This window comes from Kitasatospora sp. HPM-01-4 (assembly GCF_051374625.1).
Taxonomy (GTDB): Bacteria; Actinomycetota; Actinomycetes; order Streptomycetales; family Streptomycetaceae; genus Kitasatospora.
This window is the reverse complement of the sequence record NZ_JBPQGP010000005.1, coordinates 7,034,453-7,052,530: the sequence shown is the minus strand read 5'-3', so window position 1 is coordinate 7,052,530 and position 18,078 is coordinate 7,034,453. Positions and strand designations below refer to the sequence as shown.

At 73.3% G+C, this 18,078-nt stretch carries 16 protein-coding genes; 10 read left to right on the top strand and 6 right to left on the bottom strand.

Annotation, left to right across the window (positions count from 1 at the left end; genetic code table 11):
* Positions 1-74 precede the first annotated feature (74 nt).
* Together ACSMTC_RS30885 and ACSMTC_RS30880 are read right to left on the bottom strand one after the other, a co-directional pair.
* Positions 75-1,307 carry a serine hydrolase domain-containing protein gene (locus ACSMTC_RS30885; RefSeq protein WP_436563023.1) on the bottom strand — a complete coding sequence of 411 codons (1,233 nt, stop codon included), beginning with the start codon at positions 1,305-1,307 and terminating at the stop codon, positions 75-77.
* Between the two features lie 288 nt (positions 1,308-1,595).
* The gene (locus ACSMTC_RS30880) at positions 1,596-2,198 is read right to left on the bottom strand and encodes a TetR/AcrR family transcriptional regulator (protein ID WP_436563022.1); all 603 of its coding nucleotides are present in this window, start codon (positions 2,196-2,198) and stop codon (positions 1,596-1,598) included.
* A 132-nt stretch (positions 2,199-2,330) separates the two neighbouring features.
* On the opposite strand from ACSMTC_RS30880, the gene ACSMTC_RS30875 reads away from it, so the two are divergent.
* From ACSMTC_RS30875 to ACSMTC_RS30865, 3 genes are all read left to right on the top strand, one after another.
* Complete coding sequence (locus ACSMTC_RS30875) at positions 2,331-3,149, top strand: alpha/beta fold hydrolase (RefSeq protein ID WP_436563021.1); 819 nt, start codon at positions 2,331-2,333, stop codon at positions 3,147-3,149.
* A 361-nt stretch (positions 3,150-3,510) separates the two neighbouring features.
* The gene (locus tag ACSMTC_RS30870) at positions 3,511-4,188 is read left to right on the top strand and encodes a response regulator transcription factor (protein ID WP_436563020.1); all 678 of its coding nucleotides are present in this window, start codon (positions 3,511-3,513) and stop codon (positions 4,186-4,188) included.
* A 126-nt stretch (positions 4,189-4,314) separates the two neighbouring features.
* Positions 4,315-5,688, top strand: coding sequence for a sensor histidine kinase (locus ACSMTC_RS30865; protein WP_436564857.1), 1,374 nt, complete (start codon positions 4,315-4,317; stop codon positions 5,686-5,688).
* A gap of 29 nt (positions 5,689-5,717) precedes the next feature.
* Here ACSMTC_RS30865 and ACSMTC_RS30860 read toward each other — a convergent pair whose 3' ends face one another.
* Positions 5,718-6,896, bottom strand: a complete 1,179-nt coding sequence (locus ACSMTC_RS30860) for a hypothetical protein (protein WP_436563019.1) — start codon at positions 6,894-6,896, stop codon at positions 5,718-5,720.
* Positions 6,897-7,043: 147 nt separating this feature from the next.
* Between ACSMTC_RS30860 and ACSMTC_RS30855 the strand changes: the two genes are divergently transcribed.
* On the top strand, positions 7,044-7,484 hold the full coding sequence (locus ACSMTC_RS30855) for a MarR family winged helix-turn-helix transcriptional regulator (RefSeq protein ID WP_436563018.1): 441 nt from the start codon (positions 7,044-7,046) through the stop codon (positions 7,482-7,484).
* Here the strand turns inward: ACSMTC_RS30855 and ACSMTC_RS30850 are convergent.
* On the bottom strand, positions 7,466-8,497 hold the full coding sequence (locus ACSMTC_RS30850) for a zinc-binding alcohol dehydrogenase family protein (protein ID WP_436563017.1): 1,032 nt from the start codon (positions 8,495-8,497) through the stop codon (positions 7,466-7,468). The two genes, ACSMTC_RS30855 and ACSMTC_RS30850, sit on opposite strands and share 19 nt — an antisense overlap.
* Before the next feature lie 296 nt (positions 8,498-8,793).
* On the opposite strand from ACSMTC_RS30850, the gene cbiE reads away from it, so the two are divergent.
* The 5 genes from cbiE to ACSMTC_RS30825 all read left to right on the top strand — a co-directional run bounded on the left by cbiE (position 8,794) and on the right by ACSMTC_RS30825 (position 14,761).
* Positions 8,794-10,101, top strand: coding sequence for a precorrin-6y C5,15-methyltransferase (decarboxylating) subunit CbiE (cbiE, locus tag ACSMTC_RS30845; RefSeq protein ID WP_436563016.1), 1,308 nt, complete (start codon positions 8,794-8,796; stop codon positions 10,099-10,101).
* A complete protein-coding gene (gene cobM, locus ACSMTC_RS30840; protein WP_436563015.1) occupies positions 10,098-10,859 on the top strand; it encodes a precorrin-4 C(11)-methyltransferase in 762 nt (253 codons plus the stop codon). The genes cbiE and cobM overlap by 4 nt, the downstream gene beginning before the upstream one ends.
* Positions 10,860-11,098: 239 nt before the next feature.
* Entirely contained in the window at positions 11,099-11,920 is an 822-nt protein-coding gene (locus tag ACSMTC_RS30835) for a MerR family transcriptional regulator (protein ID WP_436563014.1), read from the top strand.
* Positions 11,921-12,397: 477 nt separating this feature from the next.
* Positions 12,398-13,522 carry a HesA/MoeB/ThiF family protein gene (locus ACSMTC_RS30830; protein WP_436563013.1) on the top strand — a complete coding sequence of 375 codons (1,125 nt, stop codon included), beginning with the start codon at positions 12,398-12,400 and terminating at the stop codon, positions 13,520-13,522.
* Positions 13,523-14,092: 570 nt separating this feature from the next.
* Positions 14,093-14,761 (top strand): hypothetical protein, encoded by a 669-nt coding sequence (locus tag ACSMTC_RS30825; protein WP_436563012.1) that lies wholly within the window; start codon positions 14,093-14,095, stop codon positions 14,759-14,761.
* 342 nt (positions 14,762-15,103) lie between these two features.
* On the opposite strand, the gene ACSMTC_RS30820 is transcribed toward ACSMTC_RS30825, so the two are convergent.
* Positions 15,104-16,255 carry a cobalt-precorrin-5B (C(1))-methyltransferase gene (locus ACSMTC_RS30820; RefSeq protein ID WP_436563011.1) on the bottom strand — a complete coding sequence of 384 codons (1,152 nt, stop codon included), beginning with the start codon at positions 16,253-16,255 and terminating at the stop codon, positions 15,104-15,106.
* A gap of 20 nt (positions 16,256-16,275) precedes the next feature.
* Here ACSMTC_RS30820 and ACSMTC_RS30815 point away from each other — a divergent pair, with 20 nt between their 5' ends.
* A complete protein-coding gene (locus ACSMTC_RS30815; protein ID WP_436563010.1) occupies positions 16,276-17,046 on the top strand; it encodes a cobalt-precorrin-6A reductase in 771 nt (256 codons plus the stop codon).
* A gap of 98 nt (positions 17,047-17,144) precedes the next feature.
* On the opposite strand, the gene ACSMTC_RS30810 is transcribed toward ACSMTC_RS30815, so the two are convergent.
* A complete protein-coding gene (locus tag ACSMTC_RS30810; protein ID WP_436563009.1) occupies positions 17,145-18,068 on the bottom strand; it encodes a S41 family peptidase in 924 nt (307 codons plus the stop codon).
* Positions 18,069-18,078 lie beyond the last annotated feature (10 nt).

Sequence of the window (18,078 nt, the reverse complement as noted above, 5' to 3'; positions counted from 1 at the left end):
CCCGTCCCCCCGGCAACCGCCGGAGGGGACGGGGCTCCGGCTCCGCGACCGCACCGGCTCCGGACGGACGGACGCTACTGACCCTGCCCGGGCGGCTGCTGCCCCGTGGCCGGTGCCGACGGGAGCGGCACCCCGCAGGCACCGAGGTTCACCAGGTTGTTGATGGACTTCCCGGCGGACGCCGCACCCGCCGGGTCGTACGGGTTGTACGAGACGACGATCTGGTGCCGTGCCTGCGGATCGCCGAAGACGACCGTGTCGAAGCCCGGCGTACCGCCGTCGTGGCCCCACAGCTCACCGCAGGTGCTGTGGACCCGGAACAGGCCGAGGCCGTAGTCGAAGCCGGGGGCGGCCTGGACGGTCCTCTTCATCTCGACGAGCTCGGCCGGGCGCAGCAGCCGGCCGCCGAGCAGCGCCGCGTTGAACCTGGCGAGGTCGGCGGTGGTGGAGATCCCGGCTCCGGCCGAGAAGGCGATCGAGGGGTTCATCACGGTGACGTCCACCGGGCCGGAGGGCGTCTTGAAGTACCCGTGGGCGTGCGGGCCGGGGATGGCCGTCGACGTGTCGGGCATCGAGGTGTGGTGCAGGCCGAGCGGGCGGATGATCCGGTGTTCGACCTCCTCCGCCCAACTGTGGCCGGTGACCTGCTGGATCAGCATCCCGGCCAGGATGTAGTTGGTGTTGGAGTAGGACCACTTGGTGCCGGGTTCGAAGTTGGGGGCGTGGGAGGTGGCGATGTCCACTATTCCCCGTGGCTGGTAGTCCTTGCGCCACTTCCACATGTCGTCCGCGGAGGTCACGGCCAGGCGCGGGTCCTGGAGGTAGTTGTAGATCCCGCTGGTGTGGTTGAGGAGCTGGCGGACGGTGATGTGCTCGCCGTTCGGGACCACGCCGGGAAGGTAGCGCTCGATCGGATCGTCGAGGACCACCCTGTGCTCACCGACCAGTTGGAGCACCACCGTCGCGACGAAGGTCTTGGTGACGCTGCCGATCCGGAAACCGCCGTCGGCGTTCACCGGAGCGCCGGTCGCCAGGTCGGCCACGCCCGCCGAGCCCTTCCAGGCGGTACGGCCGTCCACCCGGACCGCGGCCAGCGCGGCGCTGTTGCCCTGACCCGCCACCGCTCCGTCCAGCGCGGCCTGAAGCTCCTGATCCAGGGCCGGGTTCGCCGGTGCCGCCGACAGCTGCGCGGGTGCGGGCGTCGCCGCCAGCGCCGTGGGAGCGACCACTCCGACGACGGTCGCGCCCGCCAGCACCCCGATCGCCGCGCGCACGCCCACCCCGCGCAGTCCGTGCCCTAACCGCATGCCAGCCATGTTCCCTCCCGTTTCTGGCCGGGGTCGCCCACCGGCCGTGGTCCGCCGCCCAAGGTGCGGCGGACCGTCCCTTCGGACACCTACTGTCTACCTCCCGCACCTCGGTCTCCGACTCCCTCGCAGGGCTGAGTCGCTCCCCTCCCGCAGTCGGACGGCTGGCTGAAACTCACTCAGGGTCGGCCGGGAACCATCGGCCTGCCTCGGCTCGGGCACGGCGGGTGGGCCGTATGACCGGCGCAGGACCGGATCGGGCGCATCACCAACACATCTGACGGTCAATCAGGATTCGTGGCCGCCCGGCTCCCGGTCGAGGACGGCGATCAGGCCGCGCAGGCCCGCCACGATCTCCGCGGCGGACGGCGCACCGTCCGGGTCGGTGAGCGACTGCATCATGACCCCCGAGAGCAGGGCCATCTGGACCGCCCCGAGCGTGCGCGTCGAGGCCTCCGGAACTGCCTCCTCGGGGGTGCCCAGCAGCCCCGCGGTCACACCCCGCCGGCCCTCGGCCTGGCCGGCCGCGATCTGCCGGCGCAGCCCGGGCGAGCGCTCGGCCTGCACGAAGGCCTCGACGCTCGCGACCCAGAGCGAGCGGTGGCTGTCGAAGGTCCGGATGGCCTGGGTCCACATGGCCTCGTACTGCTCGGCCGACGTGGCGTCCGGGTCCACGGCCCCGGCCACGGCGCGGCCGATCTCCACGCCCCACTCGTCGATGGCCTGGAGCAGGGCGGCGTTCAGCAGCTCCTCCCGGGAGCCGAAGTGGTAGCCGATGGCGGCCATGCTGACCCCGGCGGCCGATGCGATGTCGCGGACGGTCGTGCGCGCGTAGCCCTTGTCCTGCAGGCACTGCTTGGCCCCGGCGAGCAGATCCTCACGGTTTCCCATGGCCCGGATGATAGCCGGAGGGTCGCGCGAAAGCCTTAGACGCTCGTCTTAGGCGAATGCATTGCGCATTTGCCCAAATCCTCGCTACGGTTGCGATGTCGCCGGGAACGGACACCGAACCGAGGGGAAGCCATGAGCCACGCCGTAGCACCGAAGCCGACCGACCCCGTACGCGCCGGGCTGGACCTCGCGGGCCGCCGGCTCTCCTACCTCGACTTCGGCGGTCCGGGCCGCCCGCTGCTCGCCCTGCACGGCCACCTGTCGGAGGGCATGACCTTCGCCGCCCTGGCCCGCGACATGGCGCCGCAGTGGCGGATCATCGCCCCCGACCTGCGCGGCCACGGCGACTCGGACCGGGCGGCGGACTACTCCCGTGAGGGCTACATAGCGGACGTCGTCGCCCTGCTCGAACACCTCGGCCTCGGGCCGGTCCCGGCGCTCGGCCACTCGGGCGGCGCCATCACCGCCTACCAGCTCGCCGCCCGCCATCCGCACCTGGTCAGCGCGCTGATCAACGAGGAGGGCGCGGCCGCCATCCCGACCGGGGGACCGAGCCCGCTCGCCTTCGTACTCGGCTGGCCCTACACGGCGCCGACCCGTGAGGCGCTGCTCGAAGCGCTCGGCCCGGTGGCGGGGCCGATGATCGGCGAGTATCTGCGTGAACTCCCGGATGGCAGCTGGCAGTTGCCCTTCCACCCGCAGGACACGGTCTCCTCCGAGGAGCAGGTGCACGGCGACCACTGGGCGGAGTGGCTCGGCAGCGACTGCCCGGCCCTGCTGGTCTGCGGCACCCGACCGCCCTGCGTGGACGGCGAGTTGGCGCACGCCATGGCCGAACGCCGGCCCCGCACCCGGCTGGCCTCCCTGGAAACCGACCACTTCGTCCACAGCGGCGACCCGGTGGGCTTCGGCAGGGCCGTCCGCGAGTTCCTGGACTCCCTCCAGGGCTGAGTCCGCCCCGCTTCACCCCGACCCTCGGCCGCCGGCCGGGGCCACGACGGCGGCCGGGCACCTCGCGCGAACGCCGGGCACCTCGCGGGTGCCGCCGCGCCCACCCGGCTCGCAGCGGTGAGGGCACGGCCCGGGGGTGTACGCACCCGGCCCGCCGCAGCGACGAAAGGCCGCTCCGGGGTGTGGCGGGCCGGGTGGATCCTCCCGGTGCGGTGCACCGGGGGGCTCAGGGGCCGCCCGGCGCCGGGCGCAGGGCGGCAGTGGGCAGCAGCTCAGCATGGCCACGCGTTCCTGAAGTCAACCTGAAGCGCGCTGAAGACCGCTTCAGCCTCGGCAGAACCGGTGTGCGACCCTGGACCCCGTGCGCGTACTGGTGGTAGAGGACGAGAAACGGCTGGCCCAGGCCCTGCAACGGGGGCTGCAGGCCGAGGGCTTCACCGTGGACACCGCCCATGACGGGCACCAGGGACTGTGGCTGGCCATAGAGCGCGACTACGACGTGATCGTGCTCGACATCATGCTGCCCGGCCTCAACGGCTACCGGGTCTGCGCCCGGCTGCGCGCGGCCGGTAACGAGACGCCGATCCTGATGCTCACCGCCAAGGACGGCGAGTACGACGAGGCGGAGGCGCTGGACACCGGCGCCGACGACTACCTCTCCAAGCCGTTCTCGTACGTGGTCCTGGTCGCCCGGCTGCGCGCCCTGCACCGCCGTACCGGCCGCCGCCTGCCGCGGACGCTCGCCCTCGGCGACCTGGTGATCGACCCGGCGCGCCGCTCCTGCACCCGGGCCGACACCGAAGTACGGCTCACCGCACGGGAGTTCGCGGTACTGGAGTACCTGGCCCGACGGGCCGGGGAGGTGGTGCCCAAGCGCGAGATCCTGGACCAGGTCTGGGACTCGGCCTTCGAGGCGGACCTCAACCTGGTGGAGGTGCACGTCAGTGCCGTCCGCCGCAAGATCGACACGGCCTTCGGACGCTCGGCCCTGGAGACCGTCCGCGGTGCCGGCTACCGCCTGGCGGCCGACGGTGGCTGAGCCCCGCCGGTTCGGCCCCGCCGCCGTGCCCCGCTCCGCGCAGTGCCGGAACGTACGGGGTTGACCGCCGTGCCCAGGATCCGTCCTCCCCGTCTCCCCCGCCCGCACCCCCTCCTCCCGCGCGCCCTGCGCCGCCTGTGGCCGGCCTCCGTACGGGCCAGGGCCACCGTCGGCGCGACCGCGGTCGTCGCGGTCGCCCTCGGGGCGGGCGCCCTCGCCCTGCTCGCCATCCTGCACGCCAACCTGAGCGCCGACGCCGAGCGCGCCTCCGTCCAACAGGCCGACACCGTCGCCCAGTTGGCGGCCCAGGGCCGACTGCCCGACCTGGTGCCACTGGCCCACGGCGCCGACTTCATCCAGGCCGTGGACGCCAACGGCCGGGTGGTGGCCGCCAGCCAGAACCTGGCCGGCCGGCCCCCCGTGGCCAATCTCCGTCCGGCCTCCGGCACCCTGCGCACCACCTGGTCCGGCAGCCCGGTGGACGACGACCACGACCAGCGCATGGTCGCCGTCACCACCCGGACACCCACCGGCCCGCTCACCATCTACGCCGGCACCTCGCTGCGCCAGGCCGACGCCGCCAAGGACATCACCAAGGCCGCGCTCACCGTCGGCCTGCCGCTGCTGCTCGGCACCGTCGCCTGGGTCACCTGGTGGGTCACCGGCCGGGCGCTGCGCCCGGTGGAGGCGATCCGCGCCGAGGTCGCCGACATCACCGAGCACCGGCTGCACCGCCGGGTCCCGGTCCCGGCCGCCGAGGACGAGATCGCGCGCCTGGCCCGCACCATGAACTCCACCCTGGACCGGCTGGAGGAGGCGGGCGCCCGGCAGCGCCAGTTCATCGCGGACGCCTCGCACGAGCTCCGCAGCCCGATCACCGTGCTGCGCACCCAGCTCGAGGTCGCCATGGCCCACCCCGCCCCGGAGCTCTGGCCCGACCTGGTCAAGGACGCGCTCGAGGACACCGTCCGCCTCCAGGACCTGGCCTCCGACCTGCTGATGCTCGCCAGGATGGACGCCGCGGACCCGGTCAAGACCCACTCCCTGGATCTGACCGAACTCTGCCGGGCCACCGTGGCCGCCCGCCACGGCGACCGGATCCCGGTCCACACCGAGCTCCAGCCGGACATCACCGTGACCGGCAACCGCAGCTGGCTCACCCGGCTGCTCACCAACCTGCTGGACAACGCCCAGCGCCACGCCGAGCAGCAGGTCCGGCTCACCCTGCGCACCGACCCCGGCGGCACCGCCGTACTGGAGGTGCGCGACGACGGCCCCGGTATCCCGGACGCCGACCGCGACCGCGTCTTCGAGCGCTTCACCCGGCTCGACGACGCCCGCAGCCGCGACCACGGAGGCACCGGCCTCGGCCTCGCCATCGCCCGCGACATCGCCACCCACCACCGGGGCACTCTCACCGCCGCGCCCTCCCCCCGCGGCGCCCTGCTGGTCGCCCGCCTCCCGCTCCACCGGGAGCACCCGGCCGGGGAGCGCGACTGACCGCACTCCCCGGCCGGGCCGGACACGGCTCAGACTCCGACGGCCTCCGCCATCTCCTCCTCGTCCGCCTCGCTCGCCTCGGCCGCCTCGGCCCGCTCCAGCGGCACCCGGGCCGCCGCGACCTCGGTCGGCAGGGCGCGCCGCCTCTCGTACCGGCCCGCGACGGCCAGCGCGGCCAGGCCCGCGACGAACCACAGCACCAGCGAGAGCACCCGCCCGCCGAGCCCGGCACCGCCGTCGAAGTAGAGGATGCTGCGGGCGCCCTCCACGAAACCGGCGCCGTTCCAGAAGGCGTGCAGCGCGCCGAAGAAGCCGTTCTGCAGCTCGGGCCGGTAAATACCGCCGGACGTGGTGAAGTTGAGCATCACGAAGAGCACCATCAGGGTCAGCGTGGTCCAGCGCTTGAGGAAGGTGTGCAGGCCGGTGCCGATCGCGATGATGCCCGCCGAGTACAGCCAGCCGAGCGCCCAGACGGCGACGCGGTGGTGGTCGACGATGTGGAACAGCGGGCCCGCGGTGGCGATCCCGATCACGCTGACGACCAGCGAGGTCGCCAGGCCGACCAGCGCCCGCACCCACATGGCCACCGCCGAGCCCGCCGCGCCGATCACGGCCACGCTGCCGTACGAGCCGATGCTCAGCGCGACCAGCAGGAAGAAGATCCCCTGACCGGTCGGGTCACCGGCGGTGAGCGGTACCACGTCGGTGACGGCCAGCGGTGCGCCCTGGTGGGCCGCGACGGTCTGGAACACGGCCTCCGCGGCCATCGCCGAGGTGTCGGAGCCGGCCTTGGCGACCAGCAGTTCGGGGTGCCTGGAGCTCGGCAGGAACGCCCCGGCCAGGTTCCGGTCGCGGAGCTGCTGCTCGGCGCTCTGCCGGTCGGGCAGCGTGGTGACGTCGAGGGCGTCGCCGGCCCGGTCCTTGACGGTCTGGGCCAGCACCTGGGCCTGCGGCGTGGTGCCGACCACGGCGACCTTGAGGTGGTGCGGCTCGGGCTGGTGGAAGGCGCCCTGGTAGGCGAGGGCCATGCCCAGGCACATCAGCAGCGGGGTGAGCAGGTGCACGGCGAGGTGCCGGAGGCTGTGCCCCAGGCCCGGGGCGCCCTGCCCGGCGGCCTTCACAGCAGCAGCCTTCACGGCGGCGGCCTTCGCGCTGGCGGTCTTCGCAGCCGTGGGATTGGCGTGTGCGGCCCGGTGGGATGCGGTCATGGTCCGTGCGGTCCTTCTCGTCTTGTCTCGCGATCGGTCCGTCAGGTCGGGAGTGCCAGCGTCAGTGCCGGTTGGCAAATACAACCATCAGGGCAGATGAGTCCGATAGGTTGGTAAATACAACCCATACGGATGTACTATACAACCGTGAACGAGAAAGCCCCATCCCCCTCCCGCGAGGACTCGCTCCGCTCGATCCAGCGGGAGCTCACCGCCTTCGCCAGGCGCGCCCGCAGCCGGGCCGCGGAGCTGCACCCCGAGCTCTCCCTGGTCGCCTTCTCCATGCTCGACCTGATGACCGAGCGCGGCGGCTGCCGGGGGGCCGATCTGGCCGCGTACTTCATGCTCGACAAGTCGACGGTCAGCCGCCAGGTCGGCGCTCTGGAGAAGCTCGGCTACGTGGTCCGCGAGACCGACCCCGAGGACCACCGCGGCCAGATCCTGCGCCCCTCCCCCACCGGCCTGACGGCGATGCGCGCAGCCTACGAGCGACGCCGCACCGCGTTCCTGGACCGCCTCGCGGACTGGGACGACACGGACATCGCCCAGTTCGCCGCCTATCTGGAGCGCTACAACTCCGACTTCTGACCGGCCTCGGACCGGCCGTCGTTCACCAGCACCGCCGCTCCCGTGAACCGGCCGGCCGCCAGGTCCGCCAGCGCCTCGGCCGCCTCCGCCATCGCGTACCGCGTCAGGTGCACCACCGGCCGGTGCGCGGCCACCTCGGCGAGGTAGGCCTCACCGTCCGCCCTGGTGTTGGCGGTGACACTGCGCAGCGTCCGCTCCTGGAACAGGTGCCGCTGGTAGTTGAGCGCCGGCACGTCGGTGAGGTGGATCCCGGCGATCGCCAACGTCCCGCCCCTGTCCAGCGCCTCCAACGCGACCGGCACCAGCGACCCGACCGGCGCGAACAGGATCGCCGAGTCCAGCGGCTCCGGCGAGCCCGCGTACGCCTCCTGCGCCGACGCGGCCCCGAGCTCCAGAGCCAGCCGGCGCGCGTCCTCGCCCCGGGTGAAGACATGCAGGGTCGCACCCCTGGCCAGCGCCAGCTGCGCGGTCAGGTGGGCCGAGGCGCCGAAGCCGTAGATGCCCAGCCGTCCGCCGGGAGGCAGTTCGGCCCGCTCCAGCGCCCGGTAGCCGATGATGCCCGCGCAGAGCAGTGGAGCGAACTCCTCGTCCGGGACACCGGGCGGCAGCCGGTAGACGTAGCGGCTGTCGGCCACCGTGAGGCCGGCGTACCCGCCGTGCAGGTCCCAGCCGGTGTACCGGGAGTGCGGGCAGAGGTTCTCCCGCCCGCTGCGGCAGAACCGGCACAGCCCGCAGGTCCGCGCCAGCCAGGCGACCCCGACCCGGTCCCCCGGCGCCAGCCCGGCCACCCGGGGCCCGGCCCGGACGACCCGGCCGACGACCTCGTGGCCCGGCGTGCACTGTGGCAGGTGGGTCGGCAGATCCCACTCGACCAGATGGAGATCGGTCCGGCACACCCCGCAGACCGACACCTCCACCACCACCCCGTAGGGCCCCGGCTCAGGCACCTCCCGTGCCACCCACCGCAGCCCCCCGTCGACCACCCACGCCCCCGTCCGGACCGCGCCGCCCATCGGCCGCTCCTCTCGCTCGACGGCCCGGCGCACCCGTCGGACCGCTCCCCTACCGAGTTGGCCACCACCGGCCGGATCAGTCCAGTCCGGACGTCGGACCCGGCCGGACGGCCGACGGCGACGGCCCGCCTCCGGAGGAGTAGCCCGGATCCACTCGGCGGCCGCGGACCTGGGTGATCCGGGCGCCCGCAGCGGGCCGGACCGGTCCCGGTAGGCTGCGGGCTGCCCGTTGCGGCCGGCGTGGACCGGTCGCGACCAGCGCGGACAGTCAGCCCGACCACCAGAGGAGCAGCCCGTTGGCCACCGCCACGCCCCCCGTGCCGCCAGGAGCGACGGACACCGCGGACCAGCCGGTCACCGTGGTCGGGATCGGCGCCGACGGCTGGGCCGGCCTGACCGGGACCGCGCGGGCGGCGCTGCACGCGGCGGACGCCGTGATCGGCGGTCCGCGCCAGCTGGAGCTGCTCCCGCCGGAGGTCACCGCCGACCGGCTGCCCTGGCCCTCACCGCTGCGCCCGGCCGTCCCCGGGCTGCTCGCCGAGCACGCGGGGCGGCGCCTGGTGGTACTGGCCAGCGGCGACCCGATGTTCTACGGCATCGGCCGCGCCCTGGCCGAGACCGTCGGTCCCGGGCGCCTGCGGGTGCTGCCGCACCCGTCCTCCGTGTCGTACGCCTGCGCCAGGCTCGGCTGGCCGCTGGAGGACACCGAGGTGGTCAGCCTGGTCGGACGGCCGCTGGACACCCTCACCCTCGCCCTGCACCCGGGCCGCCGGCTGCTGGTGCTGAGCGCCGACGCGGGCACGCCCGCCGCCGTCGCCGCGCTGCTCACCGAACGCGGCTTCGGCCCGAGCCGCCTGCGTGTCCTCGAGCAGCTCGGCGGCCCCGAGGAGCGACAGCTGGACGGCCGCGCCGACTCCTGGCCGCACCGGGCGGGCGCCGCGCTCAACCTGATCGCCGTCGAGTGCGCTCCCGCGCCCGGTGCGCCCCGCCGCTCGCTGGTCCCCGGGCTGCCCGACGACGCGTACGAGTCGGACGGTCAGCTGACGAAGCGTCATGTGCGCGCCGCAACCATCGCCCAACTCGCGCCGGTGCCCGGCGAGTTGCTGTGGGACATCGGCGGCGGATCGGGCAGCATCGCCATCGAGTGGCTGCGTGCGCACCGCTCCTGCCGGGCGGTCAGCGTGGAGCGCGACCCGCTCCGGGCGGAGCGGATCGCCCGCAACGCGGCCGCGCTCGGGGTGCCCGGGCTCGCGGTGGTGACCGGCCCCGCGCCCGCCGCACTGGCCGAACTGCCCACCCCCGACGCGGTGTTCATCGGCGGCGGACTCACCGCCCCCGGCCTGCTGGAGGCCTGCTGGAACGCCCTGCCGGCGGGCGGACGGCTGGTCGCCAACACGGTCACACTGGAGTCGGAGGCCCTGCTGACCGAGTGGTACCGCCGGCACGGCGGCGAACTGCTGCGACTGGCGGTGGCGCACGCGGTACCGGTCGGCGGCTTCACCGGCTGGCGGCAGGCGATGCCGGTGACCCAGTGGTCGGTGGTCAAGCCCGCCGCGGAACAGACCGACACCCACGCCAACACCCAGGGAGAGCAGACGCCATGACCGTCCACTTCATCGGAGCCGGTCCCGGCGCCGCCGACCTGATCACCGTGCGCGGCCAGCGGATCCTCGCCGCCAGCGGGGTCTGCCTGTACGCGGGCAGCCTGGTACCGCGCGAACTGCTCGCCGAGTGCCCGCCGGACGCCCGGCTGGTCGACACCGCCAACCTGAACCTGGACCAGATCATCGCCGAGATGGTCCGCGCCCACGAGGAGGGCCAGGACGTGGCCCGGCTGCACTCGGGCGACCCCTCGGTGTTCAGCGCGGTGGCCGAGCAGATGCGGCGACTGGACGCGGTCGGCATCCCGTACGAAGTGGTGCCCGGCGTACCGGCGTTCGCGGCCGCCGCCGCGGCGCTCAAGCGCGAACTGACGGTACCGACGGTCGGCCAGACGGTGATCCTCACCCGGGTCGCCCGGCAGGCCACCCCCATGCCGCAGGGCGAGGACCTCGCCACCCTCGGGCGCAGCGGCGCCCTGCTGGTACTGCACCTGGCGGCGCGGTACGTGGACAGCGTGGTGGACGAGCTGCTGCCGCACTACGGCGCCGACTGCCCCGCCGCCGTCGTGGCGATGGCCAGCCGCCCGGAGGAGCTGGTACTCCGGGGCACGCTCGGCGACATCGCGGCCCGGGTGAAGGCGGCCGGCGTCCTGCGGACCGCCGTCATCCTGGTCGGCCGCACCCTCGGGGCGGAGCAGTTCCGCGACAGCCACCTCTACTCCCCGGAGCGCGAGCGGCCGCACGAGCCCTGCGACGGCTAGCCGAGAGGTCCGATGTGACCGGTCGGATGCGATGAGCGACCTCGTGGTGGGTGCTGCGAGCCGGCGGTCGTGCCGGAGCGATCGTCGGCAGCGCGGAATCGGAGGACACCCCACGCGGTGGCGTTGCCCGACGGGTGCTTCACGGGATGGGTGCCCGGTGCCGGCGTGGCTGCCCCGTACCGGGCGGGAAGCGGCCTGTTGACCCTCACACCGTGTCAGGCGCTGAACTCGGAGACATCATGTTCACCATCGGAGACTTCGCCCGGCACGGCCGCGTCTCGGTCCGGATGCTGCGTCACTACGACGCGACCGGACTGCTGCGTCCGGCCCATGTCGACCCGGCCACCGGCTACCGCTACTACACGGCCGCCCAGTTGGCCCGCCTCAACCGCGTCATCGCGCTCAAGGACCTCGGCTTCACCCTCCAACAGGTCCAGGACATCGTGGACGAGAGGATCAGCACCGAGGAACTGCGCGGCATGCTGCGGCTGCGGCGGGCCGAGCTGGAGGCCACGATGACCGCCGCGGCCGCACGGCTGGTCCAGGTCGAGGTGAGGCTCCGGTCGATCGAGAGTGAGGGGCACATGCCCACGAATGACGTCGTCATCAAAAGCGTTCCGGCGATCCGGGTGGCGGAGCTGACCGCGACCGCCGCGAGTTTCGAGCCGCAGGAGATCAGCCCGGTCATCGGGCCGCTCTACGACGAGCTGTTCCGGCGCCTGGGCGCGGCCGGTGTCACGCCGACGGGGCCCGGTGTCGCCTATTACGAGGACGCCCCGGAGGGCGGCGGCAGGATCGTCGTCCACGCCGCCGTCCAGGTGACGGCCCCCGTTCAGGACGGCGCCTTCCGGGTACTCGACCTGCCGCCCGTCGACCAGGCGGCGACGATCGTGCACCGCGGCTCGATGGACACCGTGCTGCCCACGGCACAGGCCCTGGCCCGCTGGATCGACGGCAACGGGTACCGGTCGGAGGGATACCCGCGGGAGGTCACTCTGGAGTGCCCGGACAACCGCGACGACTGGGTGACCGAACTGCAGGCACCGGTCGCCGCGCCCTGACAGTCAGGGGGGATCGGCCCGGACGAGGCCCCCGCAGGGCCGAGCGCCATGGTCGGGCAGTCGGCGGCCGCACGGATCCGCGGCTGCCCGGCCGCGGTTTCGCGGGCTTCACGGGGAGCGAGACGATCGCCGTCCCGCCGGGGCAGGTGGCGCCGGCGGGACGGCGCGGCGCGATCCGGCACAACCACACGAACGGACGGGTCCGGCAAGGCTCCACCCGGCCCAGCACTCCTGGGAGCACGCGGCCTGCGCTCTCAAGAACATTGATATTCAATGGCATTGACGGCTCATAAGTGCCTACCTATCGTTTGCGTTGCGCCACGCACACCAATTCATCACAGACTCCCCGGAGTTCAAGCCTCCCCGTCCGGGGGCGCGGCATCACCGACGCGGCACAGCGACTGTGGTGGCGCGGCGGTACGTGGATCGACCGGCGGTTCGCACGTGATGTCATCGTCAGCGTTCGACTGGAGCCATATGCCATCGGCCGGGGCGTCGCAGCCTCCCTACCACCTCCCTCGGGTCAAGCGCGAGCACCAGGCGCTCCGGCGGGACGACGGAACGATCCAGATCGGCGGCGACATCCACGGCATCGCCTCGGCGATCGACGACCCGGACGGTTCGCTCTGGCAGATCATCCGGCTGGTCGACGGCACGCGGTCCCCGGAGCAGCTCGGCGCCGAGTCGGGGCAGCCCGGCGAGACCGTGACGGCGTTGCTCGACGCGCTCTACCACGGCGGGTTCCTTGAGGACGCCGCGGCCCAGGACTCGGCCGTACTCAGCGCGGAGGAGCAGCAGCGGTACTCGCGCAACCAGGCGTTCTACCGCTGGATCGACCTGACGCCGCGGCCTTCGGCGTGGACCGCGCAGGAACGGATCAAGGCGGCCACGGTCGTGGTGGTCGGGCTCGGCGGAGGCGGCTCCAGCGTGGCCCTGGCGCTGGCCGCATCGGGCGTGGGCACGCTGCACCTGGTCGACCACGACCGGGTCGAACTGTCGAACCTCACCCGGCAGTTCCTGTACACCGAGGCCGACATCGGACGCTCCAAGGTGGACGCGGCCGTGGCACGGCTGCGCGCGGTCAACTCGACGGTCAGCGTCACCGGCGAGGAGGCGAAGGTCGAGGGAGTCGCGGACCTGCGCCGCCTCGCGGCCCGCTGCGATGTGCTCGCCCTGTGCGCGGACCAGCCGCAGGAGATCAAGCACTGGGCCGACACCGCCTGCCGCGAGGCGGGCGTTCCCTGGGTGACCGGCGGATACGTCGGGCCGGTGGCCGTGGCCCAGACCTTCGACCAGCGCGGCGCCTGCTTCGAGTGCCTCCACCAGCGAAGCGCCGAACTGTCGGAGAACGCGCCGGCCGCCGTCGTCGCACCGGGCGAGCAGGCGCCGCTCGGCAACGACGACGTGGCCGCGAGCACCGCCGTCTCCGCGGGCCTGGGCGGCCTGATGGTCGCCCACGCGGTGCTGGCCCACATCACCGGGGCACCGGACTTCGACGGCCGCAGCTTCCAGTTCGGGCTGAACCTGGTCGCGCCGGACGAGCGGCTCTACCTGACGACGGAGCGCCGGCCCGACTGCCCGCTGTGCGGCAACCGGGCCTGACCCGGCAACCGTCCGGCCGCGCACCGCGGCGCGGGCGGGGCGTCATGAGCTTCGGACTCACCGGCGCGCGGCAGCCTGGCCGCGTGCACGGTGCGGACACCCGGAGGGGAGGGAGGTGACAGGCATGCAGAAGGCGACCGGAGCGGTCCTGATCCGCAAGCTGGACAAGGGCCAGACGAACCAGAGGACCTTCGTCATGGGGGCTCGGTTCTGACCCCACTGTGAGAAGCCGCCGACCCGCACCCGCGTAGCCGCACTCCGCACGCACTGAGCGGTGCCGGCCGGCGCTGCCCCGGCCCGGTCCCCTCTCACGCCTGACGGCCGGTTCTCCGCCTGACCGCGTGAGACGGCCCTCCGAGGGCCGAGACCGGGCCGGGGCTGCTCACGGGCAACGTACGGCAGCGGCCCGCTGCCGGGCCGGCCCTGCCGGGTAGCCCTTGTCGACCTGGGAGCGGGAGGAGTGCGGGTCGAGGCGGCCGGCGGCGAGATCGGAGACGACCGACCGCACCGTCCACAACCCGACGGTGCTCGCGGTCGGGGGTGTCGGTGGCGCGATGTTGAATGTGCGCCATGACCGTTCACGAACTGGTGACCCTGCTGCCGGAACCCGCCGTTCTGCTTGCCCGCTGCCGGGCGTTGGCGCTGCTCGACACCATCCTCGATGAGGACACTCCCACCCACTCCTTCGTGTCCGACTGGCGCGAAGGCGTCGGCCTGGCGTCGATGGACAACGGCTCCGGTGACCAGTACGGGATCGTGTTCGACCCGGCCGGGGTGTTCCTCTACGGGTTCGACCACGAGAGCGACGCCACTCCATGGCGGGAAGAGCCCCGCGCGCACTGGCCCGGTCTGCTCGACGGCCTGCCCGCCGCGCTCGCACACTACTCGGCGGCACCGGAGCTTCAGTTCAAGGGATTCTTCGACGCGACGGTGTGCGCATGGCGTGAGGCAGATGCCACCACGTGGCAGTGCGGATCAGTGGAGTTCGCCGACGACGAGTCTGACGGCGCCGGCTGGTTGTTCAGCCTTCTCACCGACGGCAGCCCGGAAGCATACGTGGAGTACGCCGAGGACTACCATGAACGACCCGTCGACCGAGACGCCGTGAAGGCCGTTCTGACGGGTTCCCCGCTGAATCGCCGGACGGTCGCGTCGCTTTCCTCCACCGCAGACTTTGAGACCGTTGCCGCACAGGCCCGTGCCCTGGGCTATCTCGTCCAGGACGAGCCGGCGCTCTGACCGCGAGTTGGTCGGAACAAGGTCGCAGAGAGGTCTGTGGCGGGAAGGCTCGGAGCGCGTCGACGGCTTCGTCGGACATCGCCGCGGAATGAGCTTCGGTCACCGCCGCTGGAGGACCTTCAGGGCCTGCCCGGCAACCTGAGTCGGCGCCAGGTGGGCGGTGTCGATGACCTCGGCCGCCTCGCCGCGCCAAGGGGCTGATGCCGCTCAGCACGCCCGCCGACCGGGTCGACCACCTCACGGGCTCCGAGCCGATGCAGCCGGCGGGCGCCGCGCTGCTCCGGCTCGCCTGGCAGCACCGGGAAACCCTGCCCGGCGACGCTCGTCAGGGTCCTCCGCGCGCTACCGGTGCCCCGGCCCCGCCGGGGCGGCTCGGCCGACGATGGTTCCGGCGCGGTCGATGCAGATGACGTCCACGGCCACCGGTGAGCCGGTCAGGACGTCGAGGGCGGTGGTGCGGGCGGCCCGGGCGACCAGGTCGCCGAGGGGGACACCGGCGGCCGAGCAGAGCTGGATGGCCTCGAGTCCCGTGTTGGCGGCGGCGACGGCGGCGGTCAGGGCCTCGTCCGCGCCGCCCTGCCGGGCCAGCCCGGCCAGGTAGCCCTTGTCGACCTGGGAGCGGGAGGAGTGCAGGTCGAGGTGGCCGGCGGCGAGTTTGGAGAGCTTGGCGAAGCCCCCGGCGACCGTCAGTCTGGGTACCGGGTGGCGCTTGAGGTACTTCAGTACCGCCCCGGCGAAGTCGCCCATGTCGAGCAGGGCGTCCTCGGGCAGGCCGTGGACGGCGACGGCGACCTTCTCGGAGGTCGATCCGGTGCACCCGGCGACATGGGTGCGCCCGGCGGCGCGGGCGACGTCCACGCCGCGCCGGATGGAGTCGATCCAGGCGGAGCAGGAGTAGGGCACCACGATGCCGGTGGTGCCGAGGATGGACAGGCCGCCGAGGATGCCGAGCCGGGGGTTCCAGGTGGAGCGGGCGATCTCCTCGCCGCCGTCGACCGATATCTCGACCTCGACGTCCCCGCTGCCGCCGTACCGGGCGGCGATCTCGGCGACGGCGTCCCGCATCATCTGCCGGGGCACGGGGTTGATCGCGGGTTCGCCGACGGGCAGCGGCAGACCGGCCTTGGTCACGGTGCCGACGCCGGGACCCGCCCGGAAGACCACCCCGCTCCCGGGCGGCGCGGGCCGCACGGTGGAGCGGATCAGCGCGCCGTGGGTGACGTCCGGGTCGTCCCCGGCGTCCTTCACCACTGCGGCCATGGCCTGGGTCCTTACACCGGAACCTTCTTGACGGTACGTCAGGTCATCTGCCGCGAGGGCGAAGGCCGGCTGCTGGCCCTTGGGCAGCGTGATCGTCACCGGGTCGGGGAACTCCCCGGTCAGCAGTGCCGTGTACGCTGCGGCGGTCGCCGCCGTCGCGCAGGCACCCGTCGTCCACCCGTGCCGCAGTCCGCTGCTCCTGAGCTGTGCGGCCCGGCCTCCCGTCTCAGCCACGTACGTCCCCTGGAGTTCCCATGTCTGTGCAGCCGGCCCCGGTGCGGCACGTCCTGATCCTCGGCGGCACCACGGAGGCCCGGCGGCTGGCCGAGCGGCTGGCGGCCGACCCGTCGGTGCGGGTGACGAGCTCGCTGGCGGGCCGGGTGGCCGAGCCCCGGCTGCCGGCCGGCCAGGTGCGGATCGGCGGGTTCGGCGGGCCGTCCGGGCTCGCTTCCTGGCTGCGCGAGCAGCACGTGGACGCGCTCATCGACGCCACCCATCCCTTCGCCGGAACCATCAGCCGCAATGCGGCCGAGGCGGCCGCCGAGGTACATGTTCCCCTGCTCGCGCTGCGCCGTCCCAGCTGGGTGCCGGTTCCCGGGGACCGCTGGCACCCGGTGGACTCGCTGGCCGAGGCTGCCGACGCCCTGCCGGGCCTGGGCCGCCGGGTGTTCCTGACCACCGGACGCCAGGGGCTGGCCGCCTTCGCCCACCTCACCGACCACCACTTCCTTGCCCGTTCGGTGGACGCCCCCGAGGCGCCGATGCCCCCGCACACCGAAGTCCTGCTGGACCGGGGCCCGTTCACCCTGGACGGCGAGCGGGCCGTCTGCCGCGAGCACCGGATCGACGTCCTGGTCACCAAGGACAGCGGCGGTGCGGCCACCGCCCCGAAGCTGACGGCCGCCCGCGAACTCGGCCTGCCGGTGGTCATCGTCCGCCGCCCCGAACTCCCCCGGGGCGTCCCGGCCGTCCCGGACGTCCCGGGCGCCCTCGCCTGGCTGGCGTCTCCGGTACGGGCACTCTGACGGCCGACGGCACGCACCGGCCCCGGTCCGACTACCGGCTCGGCCGGCCCGTGCCCGGGCGCCCGCCGGAGATCACCGCCGGCCGAACCGGGCCGGGCCTACCCGGCGGTGATCCGCCGCAGCGCGTGCTCGACCGCGGTCTCCAGCGCCGTTCCGGCGGGGACGGAGATCTCCGGGATGACGCCCACGCCCTCCCAGTTGGTGCCGGTGACGGGGTTGATCGAGCGGGCGGTCGGTACGGTCACGGTGACGTGCGGGGTGACGGAGATCCGGGCGGTGGGGTGGGCACCGCCCCGGGTGGTCTCGCCGACCAGGGTGGCCCGCTTGGTGGCCTGCAGGTTGTAGGCCAGTTCCTCGCCGCCGGAGAAGGTCGAGTCGCTGGTCAGCACGTAGACCGGCCGGTCGAGGTAGCGAGGGGCGGGCAGGTGGGTGGAGGTCCAGTACTGGCGGGTCGATTCGGTCTTGCGGTCGTAGACGTCGTTGAGGTGGGTCTCGCCGTCCGGGAAGAAGTAGCTGCACCAGAGCGCGACGCCCGAGGGCAGGCCGCCGATGTTCTTCCGGAGGTCGAGGATCAGGGCCTCGGTCCGGGCCAGGAGCTGCATGGCGGCGGCGAAGGTGCCGGCGGCCGTGGCGGGGTCCGCGATCAGACGCAGGTCCAGGTAGCCGAGGTTGCCGTCGAGCCGTTCGACCCGCTGGACACCGAAGTTGGCCTCCACGCACATCGACTCGAACCGCGCCTCGGCGAGCTCCTCCGGCTCCTCCTCCATCGGCTGCGGCTCCTGTTCGTACAGCAGCCGCAGGTGCTTGTCGGGGCAGGCCTCCTGGAGGTGCGCGGTGACCGCCGCGCACAACTCCGGTGCCGCCAGGCCCTCGTAGGTGCCGGCGGCGAGGTGTCCGCGGATCGCGGTCTCGATGGCGGCGGTGCGCTCGGGGAAGACGTACCCGGCGGTGATCAGGGCGAGGGCCCTGTCGAGTGTTCCGGCCGTGTCGAGTGTTCCGGCCGTGTCGGCGATTGTCGTCATGAGCCGCGAT

Coding starts and splice junctions, on each gene's coding strand:
- ACSMTC_RS30830 (WP_436563013.1), top strand. CDS start 12,398: ATGCCATCGGCCGGGGCGTCGCAGCCTCCCTACCACCTCCCTCGGGTC.
- ACSMTC_RS30875 (WP_436563021.1), top strand. CDS start 2,331: ATGAGCCACGCCGTAGCACCGAAGCCGACCGACCCCGTACGCGCCGGG.
- ACSMTC_RS30835 (WP_436563014.1), top strand. CDS start 11,099: ATGTTCACCATCGGAGACTTCGCCCGGCACGGCCGCGTCTCGGTCCGG.
- ACSMTC_RS30810 (WP_436563009.1), bottom strand. CDS start 18,068: ATGACGACAATCGCCGACACGGCCGGAACACTCGACACGGCCGGAACA.
- ACSMTC_RS30850 (WP_436563017.1), bottom strand. CDS start 8,497: ATGGGCGGCGCGGTCCGGACGGGGGCGTGGGTGGTCGACGGGGGGCTG.
- ACSMTC_RS30860 (WP_436563019.1), bottom strand. CDS start 6,896: ATGACCGCATCCCACCGGGCCGCACACGCCAATCCCACGGCTGCGAAG.
- cobM (WP_436563015.1), top strand. CDS start 10,098: ATGACCGTCCACTTCATCGGAGCCGGTCCCGGCGCCGCCGACCTGATC.
- ACSMTC_RS30880 (WP_436563022.1), bottom strand. CDS start 2,198: ATGGGAAACCGTGAGGATCTGCTCGCCGGGGCCAAGCAGTGCCTGCAG.
- ACSMTC_RS30885 (WP_436563023.1), bottom strand. CDS start 1,307: ATGCGGTTAGGGCACGGACTGCGCGGGGTGGGCGTGCGCGCGGCGATC.
- ACSMTC_RS30825 (WP_436563012.1), top strand. CDS start 14,093: ATGACCGTTCACGAACTGGTGACCCTGCTGCCGGAACCCGCCGTTCTG.
- ACSMTC_RS30815 (WP_436563010.1), top strand. CDS start 16,276: ATGTCTGTGCAGCCGGCCCCGGTGCGGCACGTCCTGATCCTCGGCGGC.